Raw genomic sequence first — 20,772 nt, 5'->3', positions numbered from 1 at the left:
AGTTCAACGTCGCGACAATGTGATCACAAACGGCAGGCTCACATTCTTCACATTCGGGTCACCGGCGACGGCAAGCACTCTGCCGGCGACCCGATCTTCGCGCAGAACCAGTTTGATCTGAAGCGTCCTGGCCCCCGTTCTTACGGCATCAGGTGCATCGATCTTCCCAGTGGAAAGGCCTGTAAACGCCTCACCCTCTGACCGCAACCTGGTTATCGCTTCCGCTCGATCTCCCCCAATCGCCAGGCTCGCGGCGTCATCGGACTCGATGTCGAGCTCAATCGGCATCTTCGCGCCGCCACCCTCAAGCAGCCCCCGCCATCGTCCTTTCCACTCCGGGGTCGCGACGAACGATTTGGCTGGCAAGCCGCAGTCTTCCTCTGGACGACGCCAGTCCGGCAGGTACTTCGCGAGCACTTCATCGCACACGCTATAGGCCAGCTCCGCAGTATTCGATCGATTGGTGACGACGACGCAGGCCAGGCCCTTCGATGGCACAAAGCACATTCTGTTGGCCACTCCCGGGTCCCCACCGGTCTTGAAGAAGAAGGGAACCCCGGACGCGGTCTCGCTCCTGAACCATCCAAAGGTAGTCGCAACCCCGGAAGGGCCAGTAAAGACAGGCTTTTGCAGCTCCTCAATACTCTGCGCGCTAAGCACTGCCGACTGGCCCTTAGCTCCACGGTGCATGTTGAGGAGCGCAAAAAGAGCAAGGTCGTGAGCGCTCGCGTACAGTTCGCCTGAAGCAGGCGTAGAGGTGGTGTAGTACGGGATGAGGCGGCCATGCGAGTCGTAACGCATTGCCCCACTTTGCACTCGAACGGTATCACTGCCAAAAAAGCTATCGTTCAGCCCAAGAGGCGCAAGCACTCGTCGATGCATCAGCAACCCAAACTCAGTCTCTGTGAGGCCTGAGGCGACCGCATGCAGCGCAGCAAACCCGATGTTGCTGTATTCATAGCCGGCCGCTGGAGGGTACGCCAGCCTTCCATACGCTCGCAGAAGGGCCTCCGGGCTTAAAACCAGTCCCGCCTCATTCACCTCGTAGGATTCATACATACCCGGCAGACCGCTGACGTGTGCACCCAGTTGCCGGACCTTCACCGCTTGCTCAGTACGGGAGGTGCCCACGAGCTTGCATCCTCTAAGGTAGCGATTGGCAGGCTCGTCCAGAGAGAGTCGACCTTCAGCAACCAGGGTCATGAGCGTGGTCGCGGTAAACGGCTTTGTGATGGACGCCAGAGTAAACGGGGTATGCTGTGTAGCCTTCACGCCCGCCTTCTGATCGGCCCAGCCAAAACCCTCCTCCCAAACGATGCGCCCGTCCTGCACCACTGCAACAGCCACTCCGGTCGCGTCGCCTCCCGCAACCGTCTGCAGAATGCGACGACGTACCGGCTCAAAATCTACTTTGCTGGCCGCACCAGGAAAAACCGTCACATCGGCCCTCAGCTTCGCAGCCGCAAGGCCACCAATCGATGCTGAAAGCATCCACCGCGTCACGTCACGACGGCTCACAGCTCTGCTCATAGACACACCTTCTAACCTCCAGGATCGCTTCAGCGCACCGAGTCTTATACGGTATCGCTTGTCGCGTGGTTCCTTGGACGACTGCAGGTCAGCTTCTCGGCACCGAGGCCTTCAGCCCGCAGACTCATTTCGCATCCGCCCGCTTAGTGCTTCGCGTACATCTCCTGCACATCCTTACGCAGCAGCGACTGGCTGTCCGGCCGCGTATAGAACATGTGCCCGCCGTTGTACTCATGCACTGAAACACGCCCCGCGTCGCCCATCACCGGCATCTGGTCCACGCTCAGAATCGAACCCATAAACGGGCACGAAAGATCGTTCCAGCCATGCACAATCAGCACTTGCATCTTGGGATCAGCCGCCACAGCCTCGCGAAGATCCGCCACCGCACCCTTGCGAAGATCCGTCTGCCGATCCCACATCTGGTTCACCGTCCCGCTCAGCGCGTAGTACCGGTTCGTCGTCTTCCAGCCCACCACCCGCGTCGTAAAGTCCACCATCGCCGTCGTCGTCGGAGCGATAATGCTCTCGAGAATCGGGTCATTCGTCTGCTGGTCCGGAGCATATGGGAACGGATCGTAGCCGGTCACATTCGAGTCGTACACTGAGCCGATCTTGCCCTCCCGCCGATGCACCTCACGCAGATAAGAACCCACATCCAAACGGCCGCCAGCATAGCGAACATACGTCGGATCGAGCCCCGTCAGCTCCGCGACATGCGCAATCATCCGGTCCGTCGCCGTCGGATCCGACCGGCCTTTCAGCAGCGTCGTCGCATACTCACCGCGTGTATAAGCGATCACGTCCGCCATCGCCTCGGGCGTCAGCTTATGCTGCCGCTCCAGGTTCGACGCCACTATCGGCGGCAGCGTCACCATCCACGGAATCGGCGATAAGTCGCCATAATCATCCAGCCCCGGGTTCAGATACGGACTCACTAACACCACGCCGTTCATCGCCACACCAAGCTCGGACTGCAGGTAATGCGTCATCCGCGGCCCGCGATAGCCGCCATAGCTCTCGCCCACAAGATACTTCTTCGAGAGCAGCCGATCATTCTTGATCAGCCAGTCGTAAACCACCAGCGAGAGGTACTGAATATCCGGCGTCGGCGCATAGAACAGCTTCTTTGTCTCCGCCTCATCTACCAGAGTCCTGCTGAAGCCCGTGCCGATCGGATCGATGAACACAAGGTCCGTAAAGTCCAGCCACGTTCCCGGATTGTCCGTCAAGGCGGCCGGATCGGAAGGGCTATCACCCTCATTCGCAAACCGGATATGCTTCGGCCCAATCGCACCAAGATTCAGATACACCGACGAAGCGCCCGGCCCGCCATTGAACGCAAACGTAACCGGCCGCGCTGGAGCACCTTTTTCCGGCTCAACCGTATACGCCGTATAAACGACATCACCCGTCGCCTTACCCTGATCGTCGTGCAGCGTAATCGTCCCGACCGTCGCCATATAGCGAAGCGTCTTGCCGTTCATCTGCATGGTCTGTTCAACATGCGCATCCGCAGGAAGCGGCGGCAGCTTTTCCTTCTCGGCTGCAGGTTTAGCAGCATCAGGCTTCGGGGCAGGATGTTCCTGGGCCGAAGCAGTCAAGGCAAGGAACAGAAGAGCAGGGGCAAGCGAACCAAACGTCATGCACCTACTCTATCGTGCCGACTACTTTGCCAACCCTCGACGATCTATGCGGCCCCGTCCCTTTGTCATGCTGTTCTTTCCATTCCCCGAAGGGGGAGCCACACACTTTCAGCAGATCCGTTCTTCCAAAAGTGTTGTCAATCCGACCTTAGCACCGTGAAACCACAACTCCACTGTTATCAGCAACATAACCGGTAAAAATAAGCATACAAAGTTGGCCTGTTAGTTCCACCCAATCTCGTATACTGGAAAGAGGGATAAGAGAGCCCCGGCCACGGCCGGGGCTCTCTTCTTGCAGTAGCAATGTCCTTTAGAATGAGCACTTTGCTCGTAAGCTCAGTCGTTTGAATACTTTAGCTGTACACCGAGACCTAAGCTGCTGTAAACAAGACACTTAAAGTCCAAGGCCAAACGAAAAGGTTTACTTAGGCTGAGCAACGGTCCGCAGATAAGGCTTGATCGTCTTGAAGCCCGCAGGATACTTCTCCTTGGCCGCCTCGTCCGAAACAGCGCCGCTGATGATCACGTCCTCGCCGACCTTCCAGTTCACCGGAGTCGCCACTTGGTGCTTGGCGGAAAGCTGCAACGAGTCGATCACGCGGATCACCTCGTCGAAGTTCCGCCCGGTCGCCGCTGGATAGTTCATCGACAGCTTCACCCTCTTATCTGGTCCGATGACAAAAACCGTTCGCACCGTCATCGAGTCCGAGGCGTTCGGATGGATCATGTCGTAGAGCAGCGCGATCTTGCGGTCCGTATCCGCGATCAGCGGGAAGTTGAGCGCCGTTCCCTGCGTCTCCTCAATGTCCTTTGCCCAGTCGCCGTGGCTCTCAAGCTTGTCGACGCTCAGGCCAAGCACCTTCACGCCACGAGCATCAAACTGCGGCTTCAGAAACGCCGTGTAGCCAAGCTCCGTCGTGCAAACCGGGGTAAAGTTCTTAGGGTGCGAGAAAAGAACAGCCCAGTGGCCGTCGATGTAGTCGTAGAAGTGAATCTCGCCTTCAGTAGTCTGCACCGTAAAGTCAGGCGCGATATCGCCAATCTGTAAAGACATAGCTGTCGGTTCCTTTTGTCAGAATTTGTTGGTCATGCGTTTGGACTTCTCGTTCGCCGGAGCGTCTGCAAGCCTTGGGCCGGTCAGCTCAACGTCGACATCGTGCGGATTTGGTCGGACAACAACGCAGGCTTTGCATCAGGGTTCCAGAATACCTTCTAACGATAAGATGCCACTAGATGTCTATCGAAGCAAACCTTACCCTGATTCGCGAACAGATCGCCGAAGCCTGCCGCCACGCCAATCGCCCTGAGAGGGAAGTCGCCCTGATGGCCGTCAGCAAAGTGCATCCCGTCGAAGCCCTGCTCGAAGCCTACGCCGCCGGTCAGCGCCTCTTCGGCGAAAACCGAGTCCAGGAGTTTCAGGAGAAAGCCGCATCACTCGGCACTCTTAGCGACTTTGAGATGCACCTCATCGGTCCGTTGCAATCGAACAAGACCACACGCGCCGCCGAACTCTTCTACGCCGTCGACACCGTCGACTCGCTCAAAATCGCCCAGCGCCTCAACACCGCCGCACAGGCTCTGAACAAGAAGCTGCCCATCCTCATCGAGGTCAAGCTGAGCCACGAAGAGTCCAAGCACGGCGTAGCGCCTGATGATCTGACCGCCCTGATCGCCGCCCTTCAGCCACTCGATTCATTGATCCCAAGCGGCCTCATGACCGTTCCACCGTGGTCGGAAGAGGCCGAAACAGCACGACCCTATTTCCAGCAACTTCGCCGGCTGCGCGACGAACAGCAGCAGCTCTGCCCGACGCTCACCCAGCTTTCCATGGGCATGTCGAACGACTTCGCCGTAGCCATCGAAGAGGGCAGCACCTGCGTCCGCGTCGGCACCGCCATCTTCGGTAAGCGCCCGCGCCCCATAGAATGAGCAGCTTCGCCCGCGACGTTCCAGCCTTTGTCCGCGACACACCAGACGGCTGCATCCTAAGCGTCCGCGCACATCCCGGAGCACGCAGAAACGCAGTCACCGGCATCCACGACGAAGCCCTGAAGATCGCCCTGACCACGCCGCCTGTCGATGGCCGCGCCAACGACGCACTCATCGTTTTTGTGGCCGAACTGCTCGGCTTGCCCAGGTCCCGCGTCGCCCTCCTGACCGGCGCCACCAGCCGGTCGAAGTCGCTTCGGATCACAGGAAAGAGCGCAGCCGAAGTAGAGGCTGCGCTCGATCCTACGATCAACTGCTGAAGCTACTTACGGTTAGCTGGATTGTTAATCCAGTCGAAGAGACCCTTCGTCTCTGCCGTAAACGTCGGACCGTACTCCGTGAAGTCTCCATCATGCACATGCGTGCTTTGGAGACCGTTTGCATAGACCGCAGCACCGTTGAAGTCCGTAATCCACGGACCACCGCTCGAACCATGCTCCATGTTGTCGTTCGTCAGACCCTGCGTTCCAGCAACGCCCGAAGACGCAAAGTGACCGACAGCCTCGTCCATTGTGTTCCCATTGAACGGCGGATTGGGAGTCGCAGGATAACCGACGGCGCGCCAGGTTCGGTTCGCAGTCGGGGCGTTCCAGTAAAGCCCAAGCCAGCTGATCAGGTTGCCCGGCGTGCTCGGCATCCAGACCATTCCATAGTCGTAAGCGCGATTGCCATGCTGCGACCACGCCGTCCAGGACGCCAGATAGTTGTAGGTGAACTTGTAAGCCGGATCGTTAGCAGCCCGTTTGCCGTACGAAGGATAGAAGATGAAGTTGGTGGACCAGCCACCGTTGTAGACACAATGACCAGCCGTCAGCAGGATGTTTGGCGAGATCATCGCAGCAGAGCCAGCGAAGTTGCTGCCGCCTTGCGTGAAGAAGACCTTGCCGCACGTCCGGTAGGGATGGAGCAGCGGGTTGACGACAGGGTTTCCACCAGGGACGATGTGCGGTTGCGCGGTGTGCGCGTGCTTCTCCCCGTCAGGATGTCCCGGTTCGGTATGGCCTGCTTCGCCATGCTGAGGGACTTCGTGAGCCTTGTGTGCGGAGCCGGGTTCTTTCGGCATTGGAACCGGCGTTGCGTTGGCGCGCCGTTCCTCTGTCCAATACTCCTCGACTGCCTGTGCGTGTGCGTGCTCCTGTGCGGTAATACCCGCTCCAGTAACCTTGTTCTCGGATAAATTTGCCATGTTCAATTGCTCCTTTTATTCGTTCCTGATTGCCGAAGATTCAGATCTTCTGGCCCGGTCTGCTTCGGTCGAAATGGAACATATCACAGGCATTTGGAGATGCCTTGTTAAAGAATCGTGCACAGTGGAGCTACTTCGTTACAAAGTGGAGAACAGTCTCCGATGCCAGGGTGTGCGGACAGAAAAGGCGACAAAGCTGGTCGCGCAGGATTACACTTTCGAGCGCTGACGGATTGCCTTTCGGTCCGTCCTATCTCTGTGTAAGGAGCAACGCGCATGGCTACGATTCCACAGATCCATCCCGGCAAATACGGCTTTCCGGTCGAGTTCAAGACGCGCTACGGCAACTACATCAACGGCAAGTGGGAGAAGCCCGAATCAGGTAATTACTTCGAGAACATCTCGCCCGTAACCGGCAAGCCTTTCTGCGAAGTTCCTCGTTCGACCTCTGCGGATATCGAGCGCGCCCTCGACGCCGCCCACGCTGCAAAAGCCGCCTGGGGCAAAACGTCGGTTGCAGCGCGCGCCAAGATTCTGGAGCAGATCGCGACGCGCATCGAGCAGAATCTTGAGCTCCTCGCGACAGTTGAAACCTGGGATAACGGCAAGCCGATCCGCGAGACAATGGCCGCCGATATTCCGCTCGCTGCCGACCACTTCCGCTACTTTGCCGCCGCCGTTCGCGCACAGGAAGGCAGCATCTCGCAGATAGACAATGACACCGTCGCGTACCACTATCACGAGCCGCTCGGCGTCATCGGCCAGATCATTCCCTGGAACTTTCCGATCCTGATGGCTGCCTGGAAGCTTGCTCCCGCACTCGCCGCCGGCAACTGTGTTGTCCTGAAGCCTGCGGAGCAGACGCCAGTTTCGATCCTTGTATTGATGGAATTGATCGGCGACCTGCTGCCTCCGGGTGTCTTGAACATCGTCAACGGCTTTGGCCTTGAAGCGGGCAAGCCGCTGGCGTCCAATCCGCGGATCAACAAGATCGCATTCACCGGTGAAACGACGACCGGTCGCCTGATCATGCAGTACGCTTCGCAGAACATCATCCCAGTCACGCTCGAGCTTGGCGGCAAGTCGCCAAACATCTTCTTCGCCGACATCATGAACGCGGACGACGCCCTCTTCGACAAGGCTTTGGAAGGTTTTGCTCTCTTCGCTTTCAACCAGGGCGAGGTTTGTACGGCTCCCTCACGAGCACTGATTCAGGCCTCGATCTACGACCAGTTCCTCGACAGGGCGATCGCACGGGTCAACAAGATCAAGCGCGGCAACCCACTTGATCCGACGACCATGATCGGTGCGCAGGCATCGAGTGAGCAGTTGGAAAAGATTCTTTCTTATATCGACATCGGCAAGCAAGAGGGCGCAACGCTGCTGACCGGCGGCCATCGCGCGAAGCACGAAGGCGATCTCGCGGATGGTTACTATGTTGAGCCAACTGTCTTTGAAGGCCACAACAAGATGCGCATCTTCCAGGAGGAGATCTTCGGACCCGTCCTCTCCGTCACGACCTTTGAGGACGACGCCGAGGCGATGGAGATCGCGAACGACACGCTCTACGGGCTCGGCTCCGGCATCTGGACGCGTGACATCCATCGGGCGTACAAGTTCGGTCGCGGTATCCAGGCAGGCCGCGTTTGGACGAACTGCTATCACCTCTACCCCGCGGGCGCCGCGTTCGGCGGCTACAAGGCTTCCGGGATCGGGCGCGAGAATCATAAGATGATGCTCGACCACTACCAGCAGACGAAGAACCAACTCGTCAGCTACAGCCCTGATGCTCTCGGATTCTTCTAGATGACTGTAAGCGAAACGACGCCCGAGCAGGTGCTGGTGACCGACTCCGCACGTGAGTTGATTGCCAGCCTGAAAGGCGAACATGGACCATTGATCTTTCACCAGTCTGGTGGATGCTGCGATGGCAGTTCACCCATGTGCTACCCGGCAGGCGACCTGATGATCGGCGATGTGGACGTGCTGCTTGGAACGATTGCCGACGTGCCGTTCTACATGACGCGAAGCCAGTTCGAATACTGGAAGCACACGCAGTTAACCCTTGATGTGGTGCCAGGACGTGGCGGCATGTTTTCAGTCGAAGGATCGCGCGGACTGCGATTCTTGATCCGATCGCGAGTCTTTACGGACACCGAGATTGCTGTACTTCGAGCAGCCGGACGAATCTAGCGATAGGCTTTGACACAGGAGGTTTCGGTCTATGGTGCGATTGGCTACCTGCCTGGTGTCCTTGCTGTTTGCCAGTGTCGCGTGCGGCCAGCAGACCCCAACTACGACGCTGCGGTCGAACTCCACACTTATTCTGGTTCCGACACTCGTTCACGGTGCAAGTGGCGATCTCGCGTACTCACTTACTGCTGACGATTTTCGGTCACGGATGATGGCGTGCCTCAGCGAATCACTCTGGAAGATACCCAGGCTCAGCCGATGGCGCTGGTAGTGCTCATGCAGACCGGCGGTTTAGCCAGGGAAGAGTTTGCAGCGTATCGACATCTCGACACCATGCTGCGAGCATTGGCTGACAGCAATCCTGCTCGAATTGCCGTAGTGGACTTCGACAGCGAACCGCACCTGATTGCGCCGTTCTCCGCAGATCTCGACGCGTTCCCGCCGGAGCTGACCGATCCCCAGGTCGATCCCGAAGCGGACGGCGCAGCCATCTTCGACGGTGTCGCTTACGCGCTCAGTCTTCTCAAGCGGCAACCGCCAACGATGCGAAGGGTGATCCTGCTCATCAGCGAGCCTCAGGACGTCGGCAGCAAGACGAAGCGGGAAGACCTTATCCGCGAGATCGGCGAGACGAACACGGCGATCTATAGCCTGACCTTTTCACCGGGGAAGCAAAGGCTGAAGCGTGAGTTTCTGCTGAAGGAGCACAAGCCCGGAAACAAACCAATCACCGTCGGCGCTTGTGTAGGCTGCGTGGCATACTTCGATCTCGGCGCACCGCTCAGCATGGCTTACGATGCATTGCAGCGAAACGTAGCTACGGAGGTCGCCGCGCTGTCTGGTGGCGAGACGTTCGAATTTCGAGACAAGGCGAGCTTCGAAGCAGGCCTAGGCACGCTTACAAATCACGTTACGAACCGCTACACCCTAAGCTTCCGCCCAACCAGCGACCGACCCGGTCTGCACGCCCTCCGAGTGGATGTGAAGAACCAGCCAGGCCTGATCGTACAGGCCCGTTCCAATTACTGGATGACAGACAAATAGAGGCCGCGCATATGGCGCGGCCTCTGGTCCAACAGACGAATTACTTAGCCGAAGCTTCGATCTCCGCCCATTCAGCGTCAGTCAGCTTGACGCTTGCCGCAGCGACGTTCTCTTCAAGGTGAGCCGTCGAGGTCGTTCCGGGAATCGGCAGAATCACCGGGGAACGATTGAGCAACCACGCAAGGGATAGCTGGCTCACGGTTGCGCCATGCTTCTTTGCAGCGGCATCGAGCTTTCCGCCCGGCTTGGCCAGCTCACCAGCAGCCACCGGGTACCAGGGGATGAATCCGATGTTGTTCTTCGTGCAGTAATCAACCACGTCGTCATGGTCACGGTCGCCGATGTTGTACTTATTCTGCACGCTGACGATCTCGACCACCTTACGAGCCTGATCGATCTCGTGCGGTTTTACCTCGGACAGACCAACGTGACGAATCTTGCCCTCCTGCTGCAGCTTCGCGATCTCGCCAAGCGACTCCTCAACCGGCACCTTCGGATCAATCCGATGAAGCTGCCATAGGTCGATCCGCTCAAGCTTCAGGTATCGCAGGCTCAGTTCCACCTGCTGCCGAAGATACTCTGGACGGCCAACCGGCAACCACTTGTTCGGACCCTGACGCGTCAGGCCACCCTTCGTCGCGATCACCACCCCATCTGCATACGGCGACAGGGCCTCACCAATCAGGCGCTCGCTCACCGCGGGGCCATACGCATCCGAAGTGTCGATCAGATTGATACCTAGCTCGACAACCCGCTTCAGAACTTCCTTCGCCTTGTTGGCATCCTTGGGTTCACCCCAGATGCCTTCGCCGGTGATGCGCATTGCACCATATCCGAGGCGGTTAACGTGCAAATCTCCACCGAGAGCGAATGTCCCGCTTGCCTTCGCATTAGTTGTCGCTGTGTTCGTAGTAGCCATAATTGAGTAGATGCTTACCAATGTGCTTACGTCGCATTGCTGCAGCTAGCGCTGAATAACCGCTGGACGTGCGCGCCGAAGGGTCTCGCCCTCAGCCAGCACCTTGAGTTTGCTGCGAATTCCCAAACGGTCGACCTCAGCCAGCAGACGCTGGACGGGTTCCTCCATCGGCTCACGTCCAAGGCGAAATGTTCCAAAATGCATCGGGACCATCGTCTGAGCGCCACACTCGACGAATCCACGCACCGCCTCCTCCGGACTGGTATGAACGGAGCGATACGTGTCCGGGAAGTAAGCGCCGATAGGCAATAGCGCCACCTCCGGCTTCAGTCGGCTCCCGACCTCTGCAAACCCAGGGAAATATGCCGTATCGCCCGAGTGATAGACACTGTGCCCACCGCGAGCGACATAATAGCCGCCGTAACCTCGGTGCGTGTCGCGGAACATCCGGGCTCCCCAGTGTTTGCAGGGAGTCATCGTAACCTCGATTCCCTGCACGCTGATCTGGTCCCACCAACTCATGCCTTGAACCTTCGAAAATCCGAGGGACGCAACCAGATCTTCTACGCCACGAGGAACGATCACCTCCGGTGCACTATCCTGTCCGTTCCCGCGAAGCCGGCGCGTCGCCCGCACCACTGCTCGGAGCGAAGATTTATCAAGGTGATCCATGTGCGCGTGGGTTAGCAAAATCAGATCGATCGGTGGGAGCGCTGCAACCAGGACGCCCGGTCTCCGCTGGCGTCGAAGCACTACCAGTCGGGTCGAAAACACTGGGTCGATTAGCACATTCCTGCCACCGATTTGGAGAAGGAAAGAGGAGTGCCCGATGAAGGTTACGCCCAGCTCGCCCGGCTGCACCAGGTCGACTGGTCGCGACTCCCCAGACAACGGCACCGCGTGGCTCTCGTGAACCAGCTTTACCAGTTGTTCGATCTTCCGCATGGCGAAGGGACGGTGCTTCCAGAGGCTGCGTCGTGTAGCCGCCGAAGCTGCAGATGCTGCGTTGCGCATTCATATCACCAAAAGATTGGATGCCTGCCGGGATCACTCCGCTTCAAACCAACCCAGGTGCAGCCACCAAATTTGACGAGAAACGCATCTATTTACCCAAAGGAATTCCTTATGGGCACCTCAAACGATGATTTGGACTACGCCGCCCATCACCGCCAGCAGAAGATTTGGGGTTACGTCTCGCTCAAGCCGCTCTACTCCCTATGGGATCTGAAGGGCATGCCGCTAAGCGTCCTGGCGAAGCGAACCATGAACTCATTTTTGGACGACAACCTGCTCGGGCGCGCCGCTGAACTGGGCTATTACTTCCTCTTCGCCCTTTTCCCCACGCTGGTAAGTGCGAGTTCCATTCTTGGACTTGCCGCAAAGTCTGCCACGACGATCTATGTCCATCTTCTCCATTATTTCGCGCTCATCATCCCGCCGTCGGCGTACAACATCGTGTTGGACACCTTTAATCAGACAACAGCGTCTTCCACCAGCGGGAAGCTGACCTTTGGACTTGCAGCCGCTGTCTGGGCTGCCTCCGTAGGGTTCACCGCGATTCAGGACTCTCTGAACGTCGTCTACAAGGTCAAGGAGACTCGACCCTACTGGAAGGTGCGCGGTTCAGCCATTCTCATCACCATCCTGCTCTCGTTCATTGTGACGCTCATCCTCGCCTCGTTACTGGGCGGCGACTTCCTGGCGGTGCTCGCTCATAATCACATCGTCCAAGCCCGGCTCGCCATGCCGATCGTGATCTTTGCACGCATCGTCGGCTGGACCATCGCTACGATACTGCTGGCACTCCTGTTCGCAGTGATCTACTACTGGGGTCCGGATGTCCGTAACAAGCAGTGGCGGTGGTTCACCCCTGGTGCCCTCTTCGGCATCATCTGCTGGCTGCTTTCCTCCTTCGCTCTGCGGGTTTATCTGCACTTCTTCAACAACTATTCCGTTACCTATGGCTCGCTTGGTGCGGTCATCATTCTTCTAACCTGGTTCTATATAACCGGGCTCATGCTCCTTCTGGGAGCCGAAATGAACAGTGAAATAGAAGCTTATGCAGCAGAGCGACACCTGGCGACCTCGCCTGCTCAACTCGTCGCAGGACTGGCTACAGAGATGGCACGAGTGACACCGGCGTACAGCGTGAGCGCGCCAACCTCTCCTGGCAGTTTATAGATCATGTGACAGTGTTGAGGTTCGGGGCGACGGCTGTTCTACAATCCCCTCACAACATGAACCTTTACGCCGCCGTACTTGCCGCTATCGTCGTCACCCTCTTGACCGTATCGCTGACTCGCCTTAGGAGCGTCAAGACCAAGGCTGATTATCTCGTCGCAGGGCGATCTCTGCCGGCGTTCGTTCTAGTCTTTACCCTGCTTTCAAGCTGGATTGGATCGGGATCGCTGCTGGGCGGCGCTGAGAATGCATATCGGCACGGTTTCGCCGCGCTCTGGCAGGGAGGTGGAGGCTGGGCTGGGCTGTTGCTGATCTATTTCATCGCTCCGCGAGCACGGAAGTTTGCCCAGTTCACGATTCCAGACCTCCTCGAGGCGCGGTATAACCAGACGGCGCGCGTTCTCGGCGTCATCGCCATCCTCTTTACCTACACTGCAGTGACCAGCTATCAGTTTGTAGGCGGCGGAGACATTCTGCACCTCATCTTTCCGACGGTAATCACTCCAGTCCTTGGTCAATTCATCCTTGCTGCCTTCGTGATCGTCTTCACTGCGATTGCAGGCATGGCGTCGGTTGCCTACATGGACGTGGCCATTGGGCTGCTTGCCACCTTTACCATATGTGCCGCTCTGCCTGTGCTGATCCATCGTGCCGGTGGATGGGCGGCCGTCCATGCCAGCCTGCCGGCATCGCACTTTCAAGTTCTCGGGGATCTTTCTCTTATCCAGGGCTTTGAGCTTTTTCTTCCCACCTGCCTGCTCCTGCTGGGCAATCAGTCGATGTATCAGAAGTTCTTTTCGGCACGATCCGAAAAAGATGCAACGCGCGCCGTCTTCTGGTGGATCATTGGCACAGTCATCCTCGAAACGGTCATCGTCGCTCTTGCGGTCGTTGGGTCCAGCCTGTTTCCGACAGGCGAGGTGCATGAGCGGCCTCGCGAAATCCTGGCCTATCTTGGTCTGCATGGCTTCTCAGGCGCGTTGCCCCTGCAGTTGCTCGGAGCACTCCTGATGGGAGCAATATTCGCGAAGATCATCTCCACTGCAAACAACTGGCTCTTCTCTCCAGCGACAAATCTGGTAAACGACATTTATCTGCGCTACATGGTGCCCGAAGCCTCCAACAAGAAGATTCTGATCGTTAGCCGCCTTATGGTGGTTCTGCTGGGGCTCTGGGCGCTCTATCAATCGCAACACATTCAATCTGTGCTGAAGAAATCGCTCTATGCGTATACCATCTACGCGGCCGCGCTGACACCGGTCATCCTCGCTGCCTTCTTCTGGAAGCGGGCGACTGCCCAGGCGGCAGTCGCCTCGATCGCGGCTGGCACGGTCGTGACCATCTTCTGGGATGCAGCCTTCATCCACAATCATCTTCCCTCGGTGCTGGCCGAACGGGATGCCATCTTTCCGGCGCTGCTCGCATCGCTTCTCTGCCTGGTGATCGTAAGCTTAATCACCCCAAAGCCGACCCTGGCCCAGTTGCAACCATTCGCTGAAAACGAGGCTTTGTGAACGAGGATTAATTGATTTCCACCGACATCTTGCTATCCTCTTCCAAACACGTGCATCCAAAAGCCAGCAAGCACACCGACCCAGGAGAACAATCATGGCAACGACCGAAACATACACGGAATCTTTGAACATCGTCACCATGGGCGCGGCACCGACTGCTGCCTTCGATCCGACCTTCGCTTTTACTGCATACAACAACGACATTCTCTCTGCAGCCAAAACGCCACTCGACGATGATGAGGACAGCGAGGACGAAGACGAAGACAAGGCTGACAAGGTTATTGATCCAGATGACGACGACCTCGAAGACGATGACGATGAGGACGACGATGATGAGGATGACGACGACCTCGAAGACGATGACGACGAGTTGGATGACGACGACGAGGACGAAGACGAGGAAGATGAAGAAACTGACGACGATCCGAAGCCTCTCCGCGTCAAGACTCGATAGGTTTATCGAACGTTTCGCACTGTAGCGACCGATTTTTTCATCCAAGTAAAGATAAGGATCTCTCTGTGCAGAGGTCCTTATCTTTTTGGCCAGATGACTCAGACTTCCGTGTTGTCCGCTCGATCGGGTACCATTGCGCTGTCTGCGTGTCACATGCTGCGCGGAACACCAGTTTCGATGGGGAGCAGGATGATTACCAGGCGCAGGTTTCTCGATACACTCGCAGTTGGCACCGCCGGACTAGCGGTAGCATCCACAGCCAAGAGCTACGCACAGATCATGGGATCGAATGGGCGCCTCAATTTCGCCGTCATTGGTCTGAATGGGCGCGCCTACGCTCATTTGTCATCGCTGAAAGCTAACAAAGATACGGTGCGAATTGCCCATGTCTGCGATGTGGACAGCAACATCCTGAAAAAGTTTGCAGACAGCACCCAACGAGAGATGGGCTATGCGCCAGCAACCGGCAAAGACTTCCGCGAGATCCTTCAGTTGAAAGATGTGGACGCTGTCACGATCGCCGCTCCCGACCATTGGCATACGCCTATGGCAATCGCCGGTCTGCAGGCTGGAAAACATGTCTACGTCGAAAAGCCATGCAGCCACAATCCGGCAGAAGGTGCCTTGTTGGTCCAGGCTCAGAAGAAATATGGAAAGCTGGTCCAGATGGGCACGCAGCAACGCTCGTCGCCGCATTCTATCGAAATTGTCGATAAGATTCACGGCGGACTCATCGGCAACGCATACTTCGCCAAAGCCTGGTATAGCAACGTCAGAAAGTCGATTGGTGTTGGCAAAGAGGCTCCAGTGCCTCCACAACTCGACTGGGACCTCTGGCAAGGGCCTGCTCCGCGAAGAGCGTACAAGGACAACGTGCAGCCCTACAACTGGCACTGGTTCCGCATCTACGGCACGGGTGAAACGCTGAACAACGGTACACACGAGGTCGATGTCTGCCGCTGGGCACTCGGTGTCGACTATCCCCAGAAGATCACGTCGTCCGGCGGGCGCTACCAGTTCAAAGACGACTGGCAGTTCTACGACACCTTGGTCACCAGCTTCGACTACGGCGACAAAGTAATCACTTGGGAGGGCAAGAGCTGCCAGGGAATGAAGTACTACGGTCGCGACCGCGGTTCCGTCATCATGGGAACGACAGGTTCAGTTCTGATCGATCGCGATGGCTATGAAGTCTACGACCTGAAGGGGAACAAGACGAGCGAGTTCAAGACAGGAAAAGCGACCTCATCGGCCGACCTGACCGGACGAGACTCGATGACCGACCTGCATTTCACAAACTTCATCGCCGGCATCCAGAAGGGTGAAAAATTGAATGCTCCAGTCGCCGTGGGGAATGTCGCTGTCACCATGCTCCAGCTATCGAACGTCGCCTGGGAGGTAAGCCGCGAACTGCATCTCGACCAGAAAGACGGCAAGATCCAAAACGATCCCAAGGCGATGGAGATGTGGGGACGCGAGTATGAGAAGGGCTGGGCACCGCACCTCTAGCTCATAGCTAGAGGCTATGCAGGTAGGCCAGTATGTTATCCGTATCTTCGGGGGTCAAGATGTCCTTGAACGAAGGCATCTTGCCTTTGCCCTCTTTTAGAATGACGCGGATCTCTGCCGCCGTCTTCCTCGGATGGGGAGCTTTCATCACGTGATACAGGCTTGGTCCAAAACGAACCTGATCCTCGACAACGGAGTGGCACTGGAAACACCGCTGCGTAAATATCGCTTCACCGGCATGAGCGGTTGGAGCAGGCGCTGCAGGCTGTGCCTGAGATTTCAAAGGTGTGCAAAGCGCGGCAGTCATCAGGGTGGCCACAACTGCCGTCAGGAAGGTCACCGGTACAAGCTTGTGCATGTGTTCTCCAAGATTCAAGTAGCAGCGCCTCGTATCCCTAGCGACGCCTTGGCATTCGATGTGTCTGGCACATTCCTGCACTGGTCTGACAATACACAAAGAATTCGAGCCGGGCAATCCGTTCCTGCCATGACTTATCCTAAGGCAGCAGCAATCACGGTTGCCCGCATTACGAGAAACTAGGCACATTCATGGATCGCACCCTTCAGGACAATTTAGCAGCACTCGCGTCACGCGGAGTCGTGCTCCCGGATGCACGGCAGGTCTATGTCGCGCCGGACATCCTCCTGGAGCGAATCGCACCAGGTGCCGTTCTGCACCCGGGCACTCGTCTCTCCGGCCCGCGCACCTTTGTCGGAGGCGGTGCACAGATCGGCACAGATGGACCTGCGACCCTCGATAACGCCGTCTTCGCGAATGGGTCAGAGATCGCAAGTGGCTACATCAAGGATGCAGTGCTCCTCGAAGGCGCAAAGCTTGGTGCGAACGCCCACGTACGCGCCGGAACGCTCCTCGAGGAAGAAGCCTCAACAGCACACGCCGTTGGCCTGAAGCAGACGATCCTCATGGCCTTCGTAACCGTCGGCTCCCTGGTCAACTTCTGTGACGCGCTCATGTCCGGCGGCCGTTCCCGTAAAGATCATTCCGAGATCGGGAGTGGCTTCATCCACTTCAACTTCACCCCCTTTGGTGAATCTGGAGACAAGGCAACGCCCTCGCTCATGGGAGACGTCACCCACGGCGCATTCCTCCGCGAAGATCGCATCTTTCTAGGCGGTCTAAGCGGCCTTGTAGGCCCGCAAAAAGTTGGTTTCGGATCAGTCACAATCGCCGGTCAGGTTGTCCGCAAATCGGTCCCGGCAGGTCACCTCTACGGCTCGATTGGCGTAGAGATGGACAAGCCTTTCTCGCCCCATCGTCGATCGGCTCCGTCAGAAAAGGTAGCAAAGAACATCGATTACCTTCGCGAACTCTTTGCCCTCAGAAGCTGGTACCGGGATGTAAGGCTCGCACAAACATCTGCCGACGAAGAAAGCTCGGGGGCTCGCGTTGTCCTGCAGGAATCCATCGTCACTATCGACGAGTGCATCCGCGAACGCACGACCCGCCTTAATGATCTTCTCAGCACATTCGATGAGACCCAGCTTGAATTCAAGTCTGCCACGCTCCCCTGCCCTCTCCAGAGAGAAGCTGGCGAACAGAACGCAAAGCATGTGGATTGGGTTCGCGGTCTCAGCAACGAAAGGGTAGCGCAAGGTCAAGCCTGGCTCTCCGAAGTCGCCGGGTCAGTCATCGTCCTTCCCTTGTCAGGGAGTTCCAATAAGCGGCTAGTAGACTAGGCAGATGGCAACTGGCCGCGTGATGGCACTGGATGTGGGCAAGGTCCGCGTGGGCATCGCGCTGTCAGACCCGCTCGGCTATACCGCACAACCTCTGCTGACCCTATGGCGCAAAAGCCGCGGTGAGGATCTGCGAAGCATCATGCGCCTCATACGCAAGCATGAAGTCGTCGAGCTTGTCGTCGGCAACCCCCTGCATATGTCCGGGGACCTCAGCCCATGGGCACACAAGGTACAGCAATTTGCAGAGGAGCTACGGGAACGCTCCCAGCTTCCAGTCCATCTCTGGGACGAACGCCTGAGTTCAGTCGTGGCGCATGAAATCCTCGACGAGGCTGGACATGACAAGCGAGATCGTAAGCAGATCATCGATCAGGTAGCGGCCGTAGTGATACTCCGAGGCTGGATGGAAGCACAGGAGCTACCAAGGCTGCTGTAGGGAACAGGGCACCCACTGCATTGGCAAGTTATGATCGATGTCCAACACTAGGTTGTCGAGGTGCAACATGGATCAAGCTTCAGCTTTTGCGACATACCCCAGCTTAAAAGAGCGCGTAGTTGTCATCACCGGTGGTGCAAGTGGCATCGGCGAATCTCTTGTACAAGCGTTCGCCATGCAGCATGCTCGCGTGGTCTACCTCGATCTTCAGGAAGAGGCCGGCACCGCCCTGGCTGAGCAAATTGTCGAAGCTGGTTATCCAAAGCCCTCCTTCCACCAGTGCGATCTCACGAACATCGCCGCCTTGCAAAGCACACTCGCAACCATCCTCCAGACTCATGGCCGTATCGATGTTCTCGTAAACAACGCAGGCAACGACACCCGCCACACGATCGAAGAGGTCACCTCCGAATCGTGGGACCAGTCCATCGCAGTCAACCTCAAACATCAGTTCTTCATGTGTCAGGGAGTCATTCCCTCCATGCGCGCACAAGGGCGTGGTTCAATCATCAACATGAGTTCCATCGGATGGGTCATTCCGTCGACACATCTCCCTGTCTACGTGACCTCCAAAGCAGCCATCGTAGGCATGACGCGGACGCTTGCGCATGAACTCGGACCCGACAACATCCGCGTCAACAGCGTCATGCCTGGAGCGATCCTGACAGACAGACAACGAAGGCTATGGCTGACGGACGCATACAAGGCTGAGGTGCTTGGCCGTCAGGCTCTCAAGCGTCTCCTGCTCCCCGAAGAGGTCGCCCGGCTCATACTCTTCCTCGCGTCAGACGATAGCTCCGCAATCACGAATCAAAGCTACGTCATTGACGGCGGATGGATCTAGCTGCACCTGAAGGCACGGTCAGGCATAAATACAATTAGGGCTTCATTGCGACATGCTGTTGTCAGAAGATTCTTGACAAGATAGGGACCTATGACGACGCGACCGATCGTTCCTGCAGCAGCTCCAAGACTCCTGAAGCGGCAGCTTGGCTTCTTCGATGCGTCAATGATCGTGGTTGGGGTGATGATCGGATCAGGAATCTTCATCGTTCCGGCGAACATGGCGCGGGTGTTGGGAAGCCCCGGCTGGCTGCTTCTAGCATGGGTCTTCGCAGGTGTGCTGACGGTGAGTGCGGCTATCTCCTTTGGCGAGCTTTCCTCAATGATGCCAGGTGCCGGTGGCATGTATCTCTACCTTAGCGAAGCGTACTCGCCGCTCTGGGGGTTTTTATATGGCTGGACGTTCTTTACCGTCATCCAGACAGGAAGCATTGCAGCGGTAGCGGTGGCCTTCGCAAGATTTTCAGGTGTGCTGTTTCCGTGGATCTCCGAGGCGCACTACCTCGTTCACCCGATCGGGCTTTCGGCACATTATGCGATTTCTCTTTCAACCGCACAGATGGTCGCATTAGGAGTCATTTTGATGCTGACCGGGACCAATGCCCTTGGGTTGAAGTACGGGAAGTGGGTGCAGAACTTATTTACCGTTGCGAAGATCGCAGCCCTGGCCGCCTTGATCATAGCCGGGTTCACGATAGGACGGAGCGCAGCGGCGGTGCATCAGAACTTCGCGCACCTGTTCGCGCATCGGAGTGGTAGCAATGTGCCAGAGGTGGCAGGCGCAATAGGACTGCTCGTGGCCCTCTGCGTTGCACAATCGGGATCCCTGTTTTCGGCAGACTCATGGCACAACGTGACCTTCGCAGCAGAGGAGGTAAGGGATCCGCGAAAGGTCTTACCCAGAGCCTTGATCTTGGGAAGTGTCTTGGTGATCGCGCTATATCTGGCAGCCAACATAGCTTACCTTTCGACGCTCTCCTTCGCCGAGATACAGGGTGCAGCGCACGACCGTGTGGCGACGGCGATGCTGGAAAAGATCTTCCCATCCGTTGGTGGGCGGCTGATGGCGCTGGCGATTATGATCTCGACGTTCGGATGCATCAACAGCCTGATCCTCGCCGGCGCACGAGCCTACTACGCGATGGCTCGCGATGGCTTGTTTCTGCCCGCAGCAGCTAAGTTGAATCGAGCCAATGTTCCGGGAGCTTCGTTGGGAATGCAAGCAGTCTGGGCGGGGCTTCTGGTGTTGTTGACGACCTACTCGGCTAAAGCAGGATACGGAAATCTTTATAGCGATCTGCTGGACTACGTGATTTCAGCCGCACTGATCTTCTACATCCTCACGATTGCGGCGGTAGTGGTATTGCGATGGAAGAAGCCAGAAGCCGAGAGACCCTACCGGACGTTTGGCTATCCGGTGACTCCCATCATTTACGTAGTTGGAGCCTCAGCGATCTTGGTCTGCTTGTTTGTCTTCCGTCCAGCCACAACCTGGCCTGGCTTGGCGATCGTGGCCTCCGGAGCCCCCGTGTACTTTCTGATCCGAAGGCGGCATACGAGCGATAGCAGCTAAGTAGAAGTCGCACCGAAAATGCCGCGGTGGCGGGAGCGGCGTATAGCCGCTCCC

At 57.3% G+C, this 20,772-nt stretch carries 20 protein-coding genes; 13 read left to right on the top strand and 7 right to left on the bottom strand.

Features of this window, described 5'->3' with window-relative positions; genetic code table 11:
• Window positions 1-3: 3 nt before the first annotated feature.
• The 3 genes from OHL20_RS10345 to OHL20_RS10335 all read right to left on the bottom strand — a co-directional run bounded on the left by OHL20_RS10345 (window position 4) and on the right by OHL20_RS10335 (window position 4,230).
• Window positions 4-1,530 (bottom strand): serine hydrolase domain-containing protein, encoded by a 1,527-nt coding sequence (locus tag OHL20_RS10345; protein ID WP_263383111.1) that lies wholly within the window; start codon window positions 1,528-1,530, stop codon window positions 4-6.
• Window positions 1,531-1,673: 143 nt separating this feature from the next.
• Window positions 1,674-3,176, bottom strand: coding sequence for a S10 family peptidase (locus tag OHL20_RS10340; protein WP_263383110.1), 1,503 nt, complete (start codon window positions 3,174-3,176; stop codon window positions 1,674-1,676).
• Between the two features lie 421 nt (window positions 3,177-3,597).
• A complete protein-coding gene (locus OHL20_RS10335) occupies window positions 3,598-4,230 on the bottom strand; it encodes a peroxiredoxin (RefSeq protein ID WP_263383109.1) in 633 nt (210 codons plus the stop codon).
• Between the two features lie 179 nt (window positions 4,231-4,409).
• Here OHL20_RS10335 and OHL20_RS10330 point away from each other — a divergent pair, with 179 nt between their 5' ends.
• Together OHL20_RS10330 and OHL20_RS10325 are read left to right on the top strand one after the other, a co-directional pair.
• Window positions 4,410-5,105, top strand: coding sequence for a YggS family pyridoxal phosphate-dependent enzyme (locus tag OHL20_RS10330; RefSeq protein ID WP_263383108.1), 696 nt, complete (start codon window positions 4,410-4,412; stop codon window positions 5,103-5,105).
• Window positions 5,102-5,425 carry a DUF167 domain-containing protein gene (locus OHL20_RS10325; protein ID WP_263383107.1) on the top strand — a complete coding sequence of 108 codons (324 nt, stop codon included), beginning with the start codon at window positions 5,102-5,104 and terminating at the stop codon, window positions 5,423-5,425. The genes OHL20_RS10330 and OHL20_RS10325 overlap by 4 nt, the downstream gene beginning before the upstream one ends.
• 2 nt (window positions 5,426-5,427) lie before the next feature.
• On the opposite strand, the gene OHL20_RS10320 is transcribed toward OHL20_RS10325, so the two are convergent.
• Entirely contained in the window at window positions 5,428-6,351 is a 924-nt protein-coding gene (locus OHL20_RS10320) for a trypsin-like serine peptidase (RefSeq protein WP_263383106.1), read from the bottom strand.
• A gap of 276 nt (window positions 6,352-6,627) precedes the next feature.
• Here OHL20_RS10320 and exaC point away from each other — a divergent pair, with 276 nt between their 5' ends.
• The 3 genes from exaC (at window position 6,628) to OHL20_RS10305 (ending at window position 9,588) form a co-directional block, all read left to right on the top strand.
• Complete coding sequence (gene exaC / locus OHL20_RS10315) at window positions 6,628-8,157, top strand: acetaldehyde dehydrogenase ExaC (RefSeq protein ID WP_263383105.1); 1,530 nt, start codon at window positions 6,628-6,630, stop codon at window positions 8,155-8,157.
• Window positions 8,158-8,544, top strand: coding sequence for a DUF779 domain-containing protein (locus OHL20_RS10310; protein ID WP_263383104.1), 387 nt, complete (start codon window positions 8,158-8,160; stop codon window positions 8,542-8,544).
• A 216-nt stretch (window positions 8,545-8,760) separates the two neighbouring features.
• Window positions 8,761-9,588 carry a VWA domain-containing protein gene (locus tag OHL20_RS10305; RefSeq protein ID WP_263383103.1) on the top strand — a complete coding sequence of 276 codons (828 nt, stop codon included), beginning with the start codon at window positions 8,761-8,763 and terminating at the stop codon, window positions 9,586-9,588.
• 40 nt (window positions 9,589-9,628) lie between these two features.
• Here OHL20_RS10305 and OHL20_RS10300 read toward each other — a convergent pair whose 3' ends face one another.
• Together OHL20_RS10300 and OHL20_RS10295 are read right to left on the bottom strand one after the other, a co-directional pair.
• Window positions 9,629-10,507 (bottom strand): aldo/keto reductase, encoded by an 879-nt coding sequence (locus tag OHL20_RS10300; protein ID WP_263383102.1) that lies wholly within the window; start codon window positions 10,505-10,507, stop codon window positions 9,629-9,631.
• 45 nt (window positions 10,508-10,552) lie between these two features.
• Window positions 10,553-11,521: an MBL fold metallo-hydrolase gene (locus tag OHL20_RS10295; RefSeq protein ID WP_317890948.1), complete on the bottom strand. Its 969-nt coding sequence runs from the start codon at window positions 11,519-11,521 to the stop codon at window positions 10,553-10,555.
• 111 nt (window positions 11,522-11,632) lie between these two features.
• On the opposite strand from OHL20_RS10295, the gene OHL20_RS10290 reads away from it, so the two are divergent.
• The 4 genes from OHL20_RS10290 to OHL20_RS10275 all read left to right on the top strand — a co-directional run bounded on the left by OHL20_RS10290 (window position 11,633) and on the right by OHL20_RS10275 (window position 16,165).
• A complete protein-coding gene (locus tag OHL20_RS10290) occupies window positions 11,633-12,688 on the top strand; it encodes a YihY/virulence factor BrkB family protein (protein ID WP_263383101.1) in 1,056 nt (351 codons plus the stop codon).
• Window positions 12,689-12,744: 56 nt separating this feature from the next.
• The gene (locus tag OHL20_RS10285) at window positions 12,745-14,202 is read left to right on the top strand and encodes a sodium:solute symporter family protein (RefSeq protein ID WP_263383100.1); all 1,458 of its coding nucleotides are present in this window, start codon (window positions 12,745-12,747) and stop codon (window positions 14,200-14,202) included.
• 94 nt (window positions 14,203-14,296) lie between these two features.
• On the top strand, window positions 14,297-14,656 hold the full coding sequence (locus tag OHL20_RS10280) for a hypothetical protein (protein WP_263383099.1): 360 nt from the start codon (window positions 14,297-14,299) through the stop codon (window positions 14,654-14,656).
• Between the two features lie 189 nt (window positions 14,657-14,845).
• Window positions 14,846-16,165: a Gfo/Idh/MocA family protein gene (locus OHL20_RS10275; RefSeq protein WP_263383098.1), complete on the top strand. Its 1,320-nt coding sequence runs from the start codon at window positions 14,846-14,848 to the stop codon at window positions 16,163-16,165.
• A gap of 7 nt (window positions 16,166-16,172) precedes the next feature.
• Here OHL20_RS10275 and OHL20_RS10270 read toward each other — a convergent pair whose 3' ends face one another.
• The gene (locus tag OHL20_RS10270; protein WP_263383097.1) at window positions 16,173-16,523 is read right to left on the bottom strand and encodes a c-type cytochrome; all 351 of its coding nucleotides are present in this window, start codon (window positions 16,521-16,523) and stop codon (window positions 16,173-16,175) included.
• A 191-nt stretch (window positions 16,524-16,714) separates the two neighbouring features.
• Here OHL20_RS10270 and OHL20_RS10265 point away from each other — a divergent pair, with 191 nt between their 5' ends.
• The 4 genes from OHL20_RS10265 (at window position 16,715) to OHL20_RS10250 (ending at window position 20,718) form a co-directional block, all read left to right on the top strand.
• Window positions 16,715-17,863, top strand: coding sequence for an LbetaH domain-containing protein (locus tag OHL20_RS10265; RefSeq protein WP_263383096.1), 1,149 nt, complete (start codon window positions 16,715-16,717; stop codon window positions 17,861-17,863).
• 4 nt (window positions 17,864-17,867) lie between these two features.
• Window positions 17,868-18,302, top strand: a complete 435-nt coding sequence (ruvX, locus tag OHL20_RS10260) for a Holliday junction resolvase RuvX (RefSeq protein ID WP_263383095.1) — start codon at window positions 17,868-17,870, stop codon at window positions 18,300-18,302.
• A 67-nt stretch (window positions 18,303-18,369) separates the two neighbouring features.
• A complete protein-coding gene (locus OHL20_RS10255; protein ID WP_263383094.1) occupies window positions 18,370-19,146 on the top strand; it encodes an SDR family NAD(P)-dependent oxidoreductase in 777 nt (258 codons plus the stop codon).
• A 90-nt stretch (window positions 19,147-19,236) separates the two neighbouring features.
• Window positions 19,237-20,718, top strand: a complete 1,482-nt coding sequence (locus tag OHL20_RS10250; RefSeq protein ID WP_263383093.1) for an APC family permease — start codon at window positions 19,237-19,239, stop codon at window positions 20,716-20,718.
• The last annotated feature ends 54 nt before the right edge of the window (window positions 20,719-20,772 follow it).

This window comes from Granulicella arctica, from assembly GCF_025685605.1.
GTDB classification, from domain to species: domain Bacteria; phylum Acidobacteriota; class Terriglobia; order Terriglobales; family Acidobacteriaceae; genus Edaphobacter; species Edaphobacter arcticus.
Note: the sequence above shows the minus strand (reverse complement) of the source record. Positions and strands in the feature narration are given on the sequence as shown.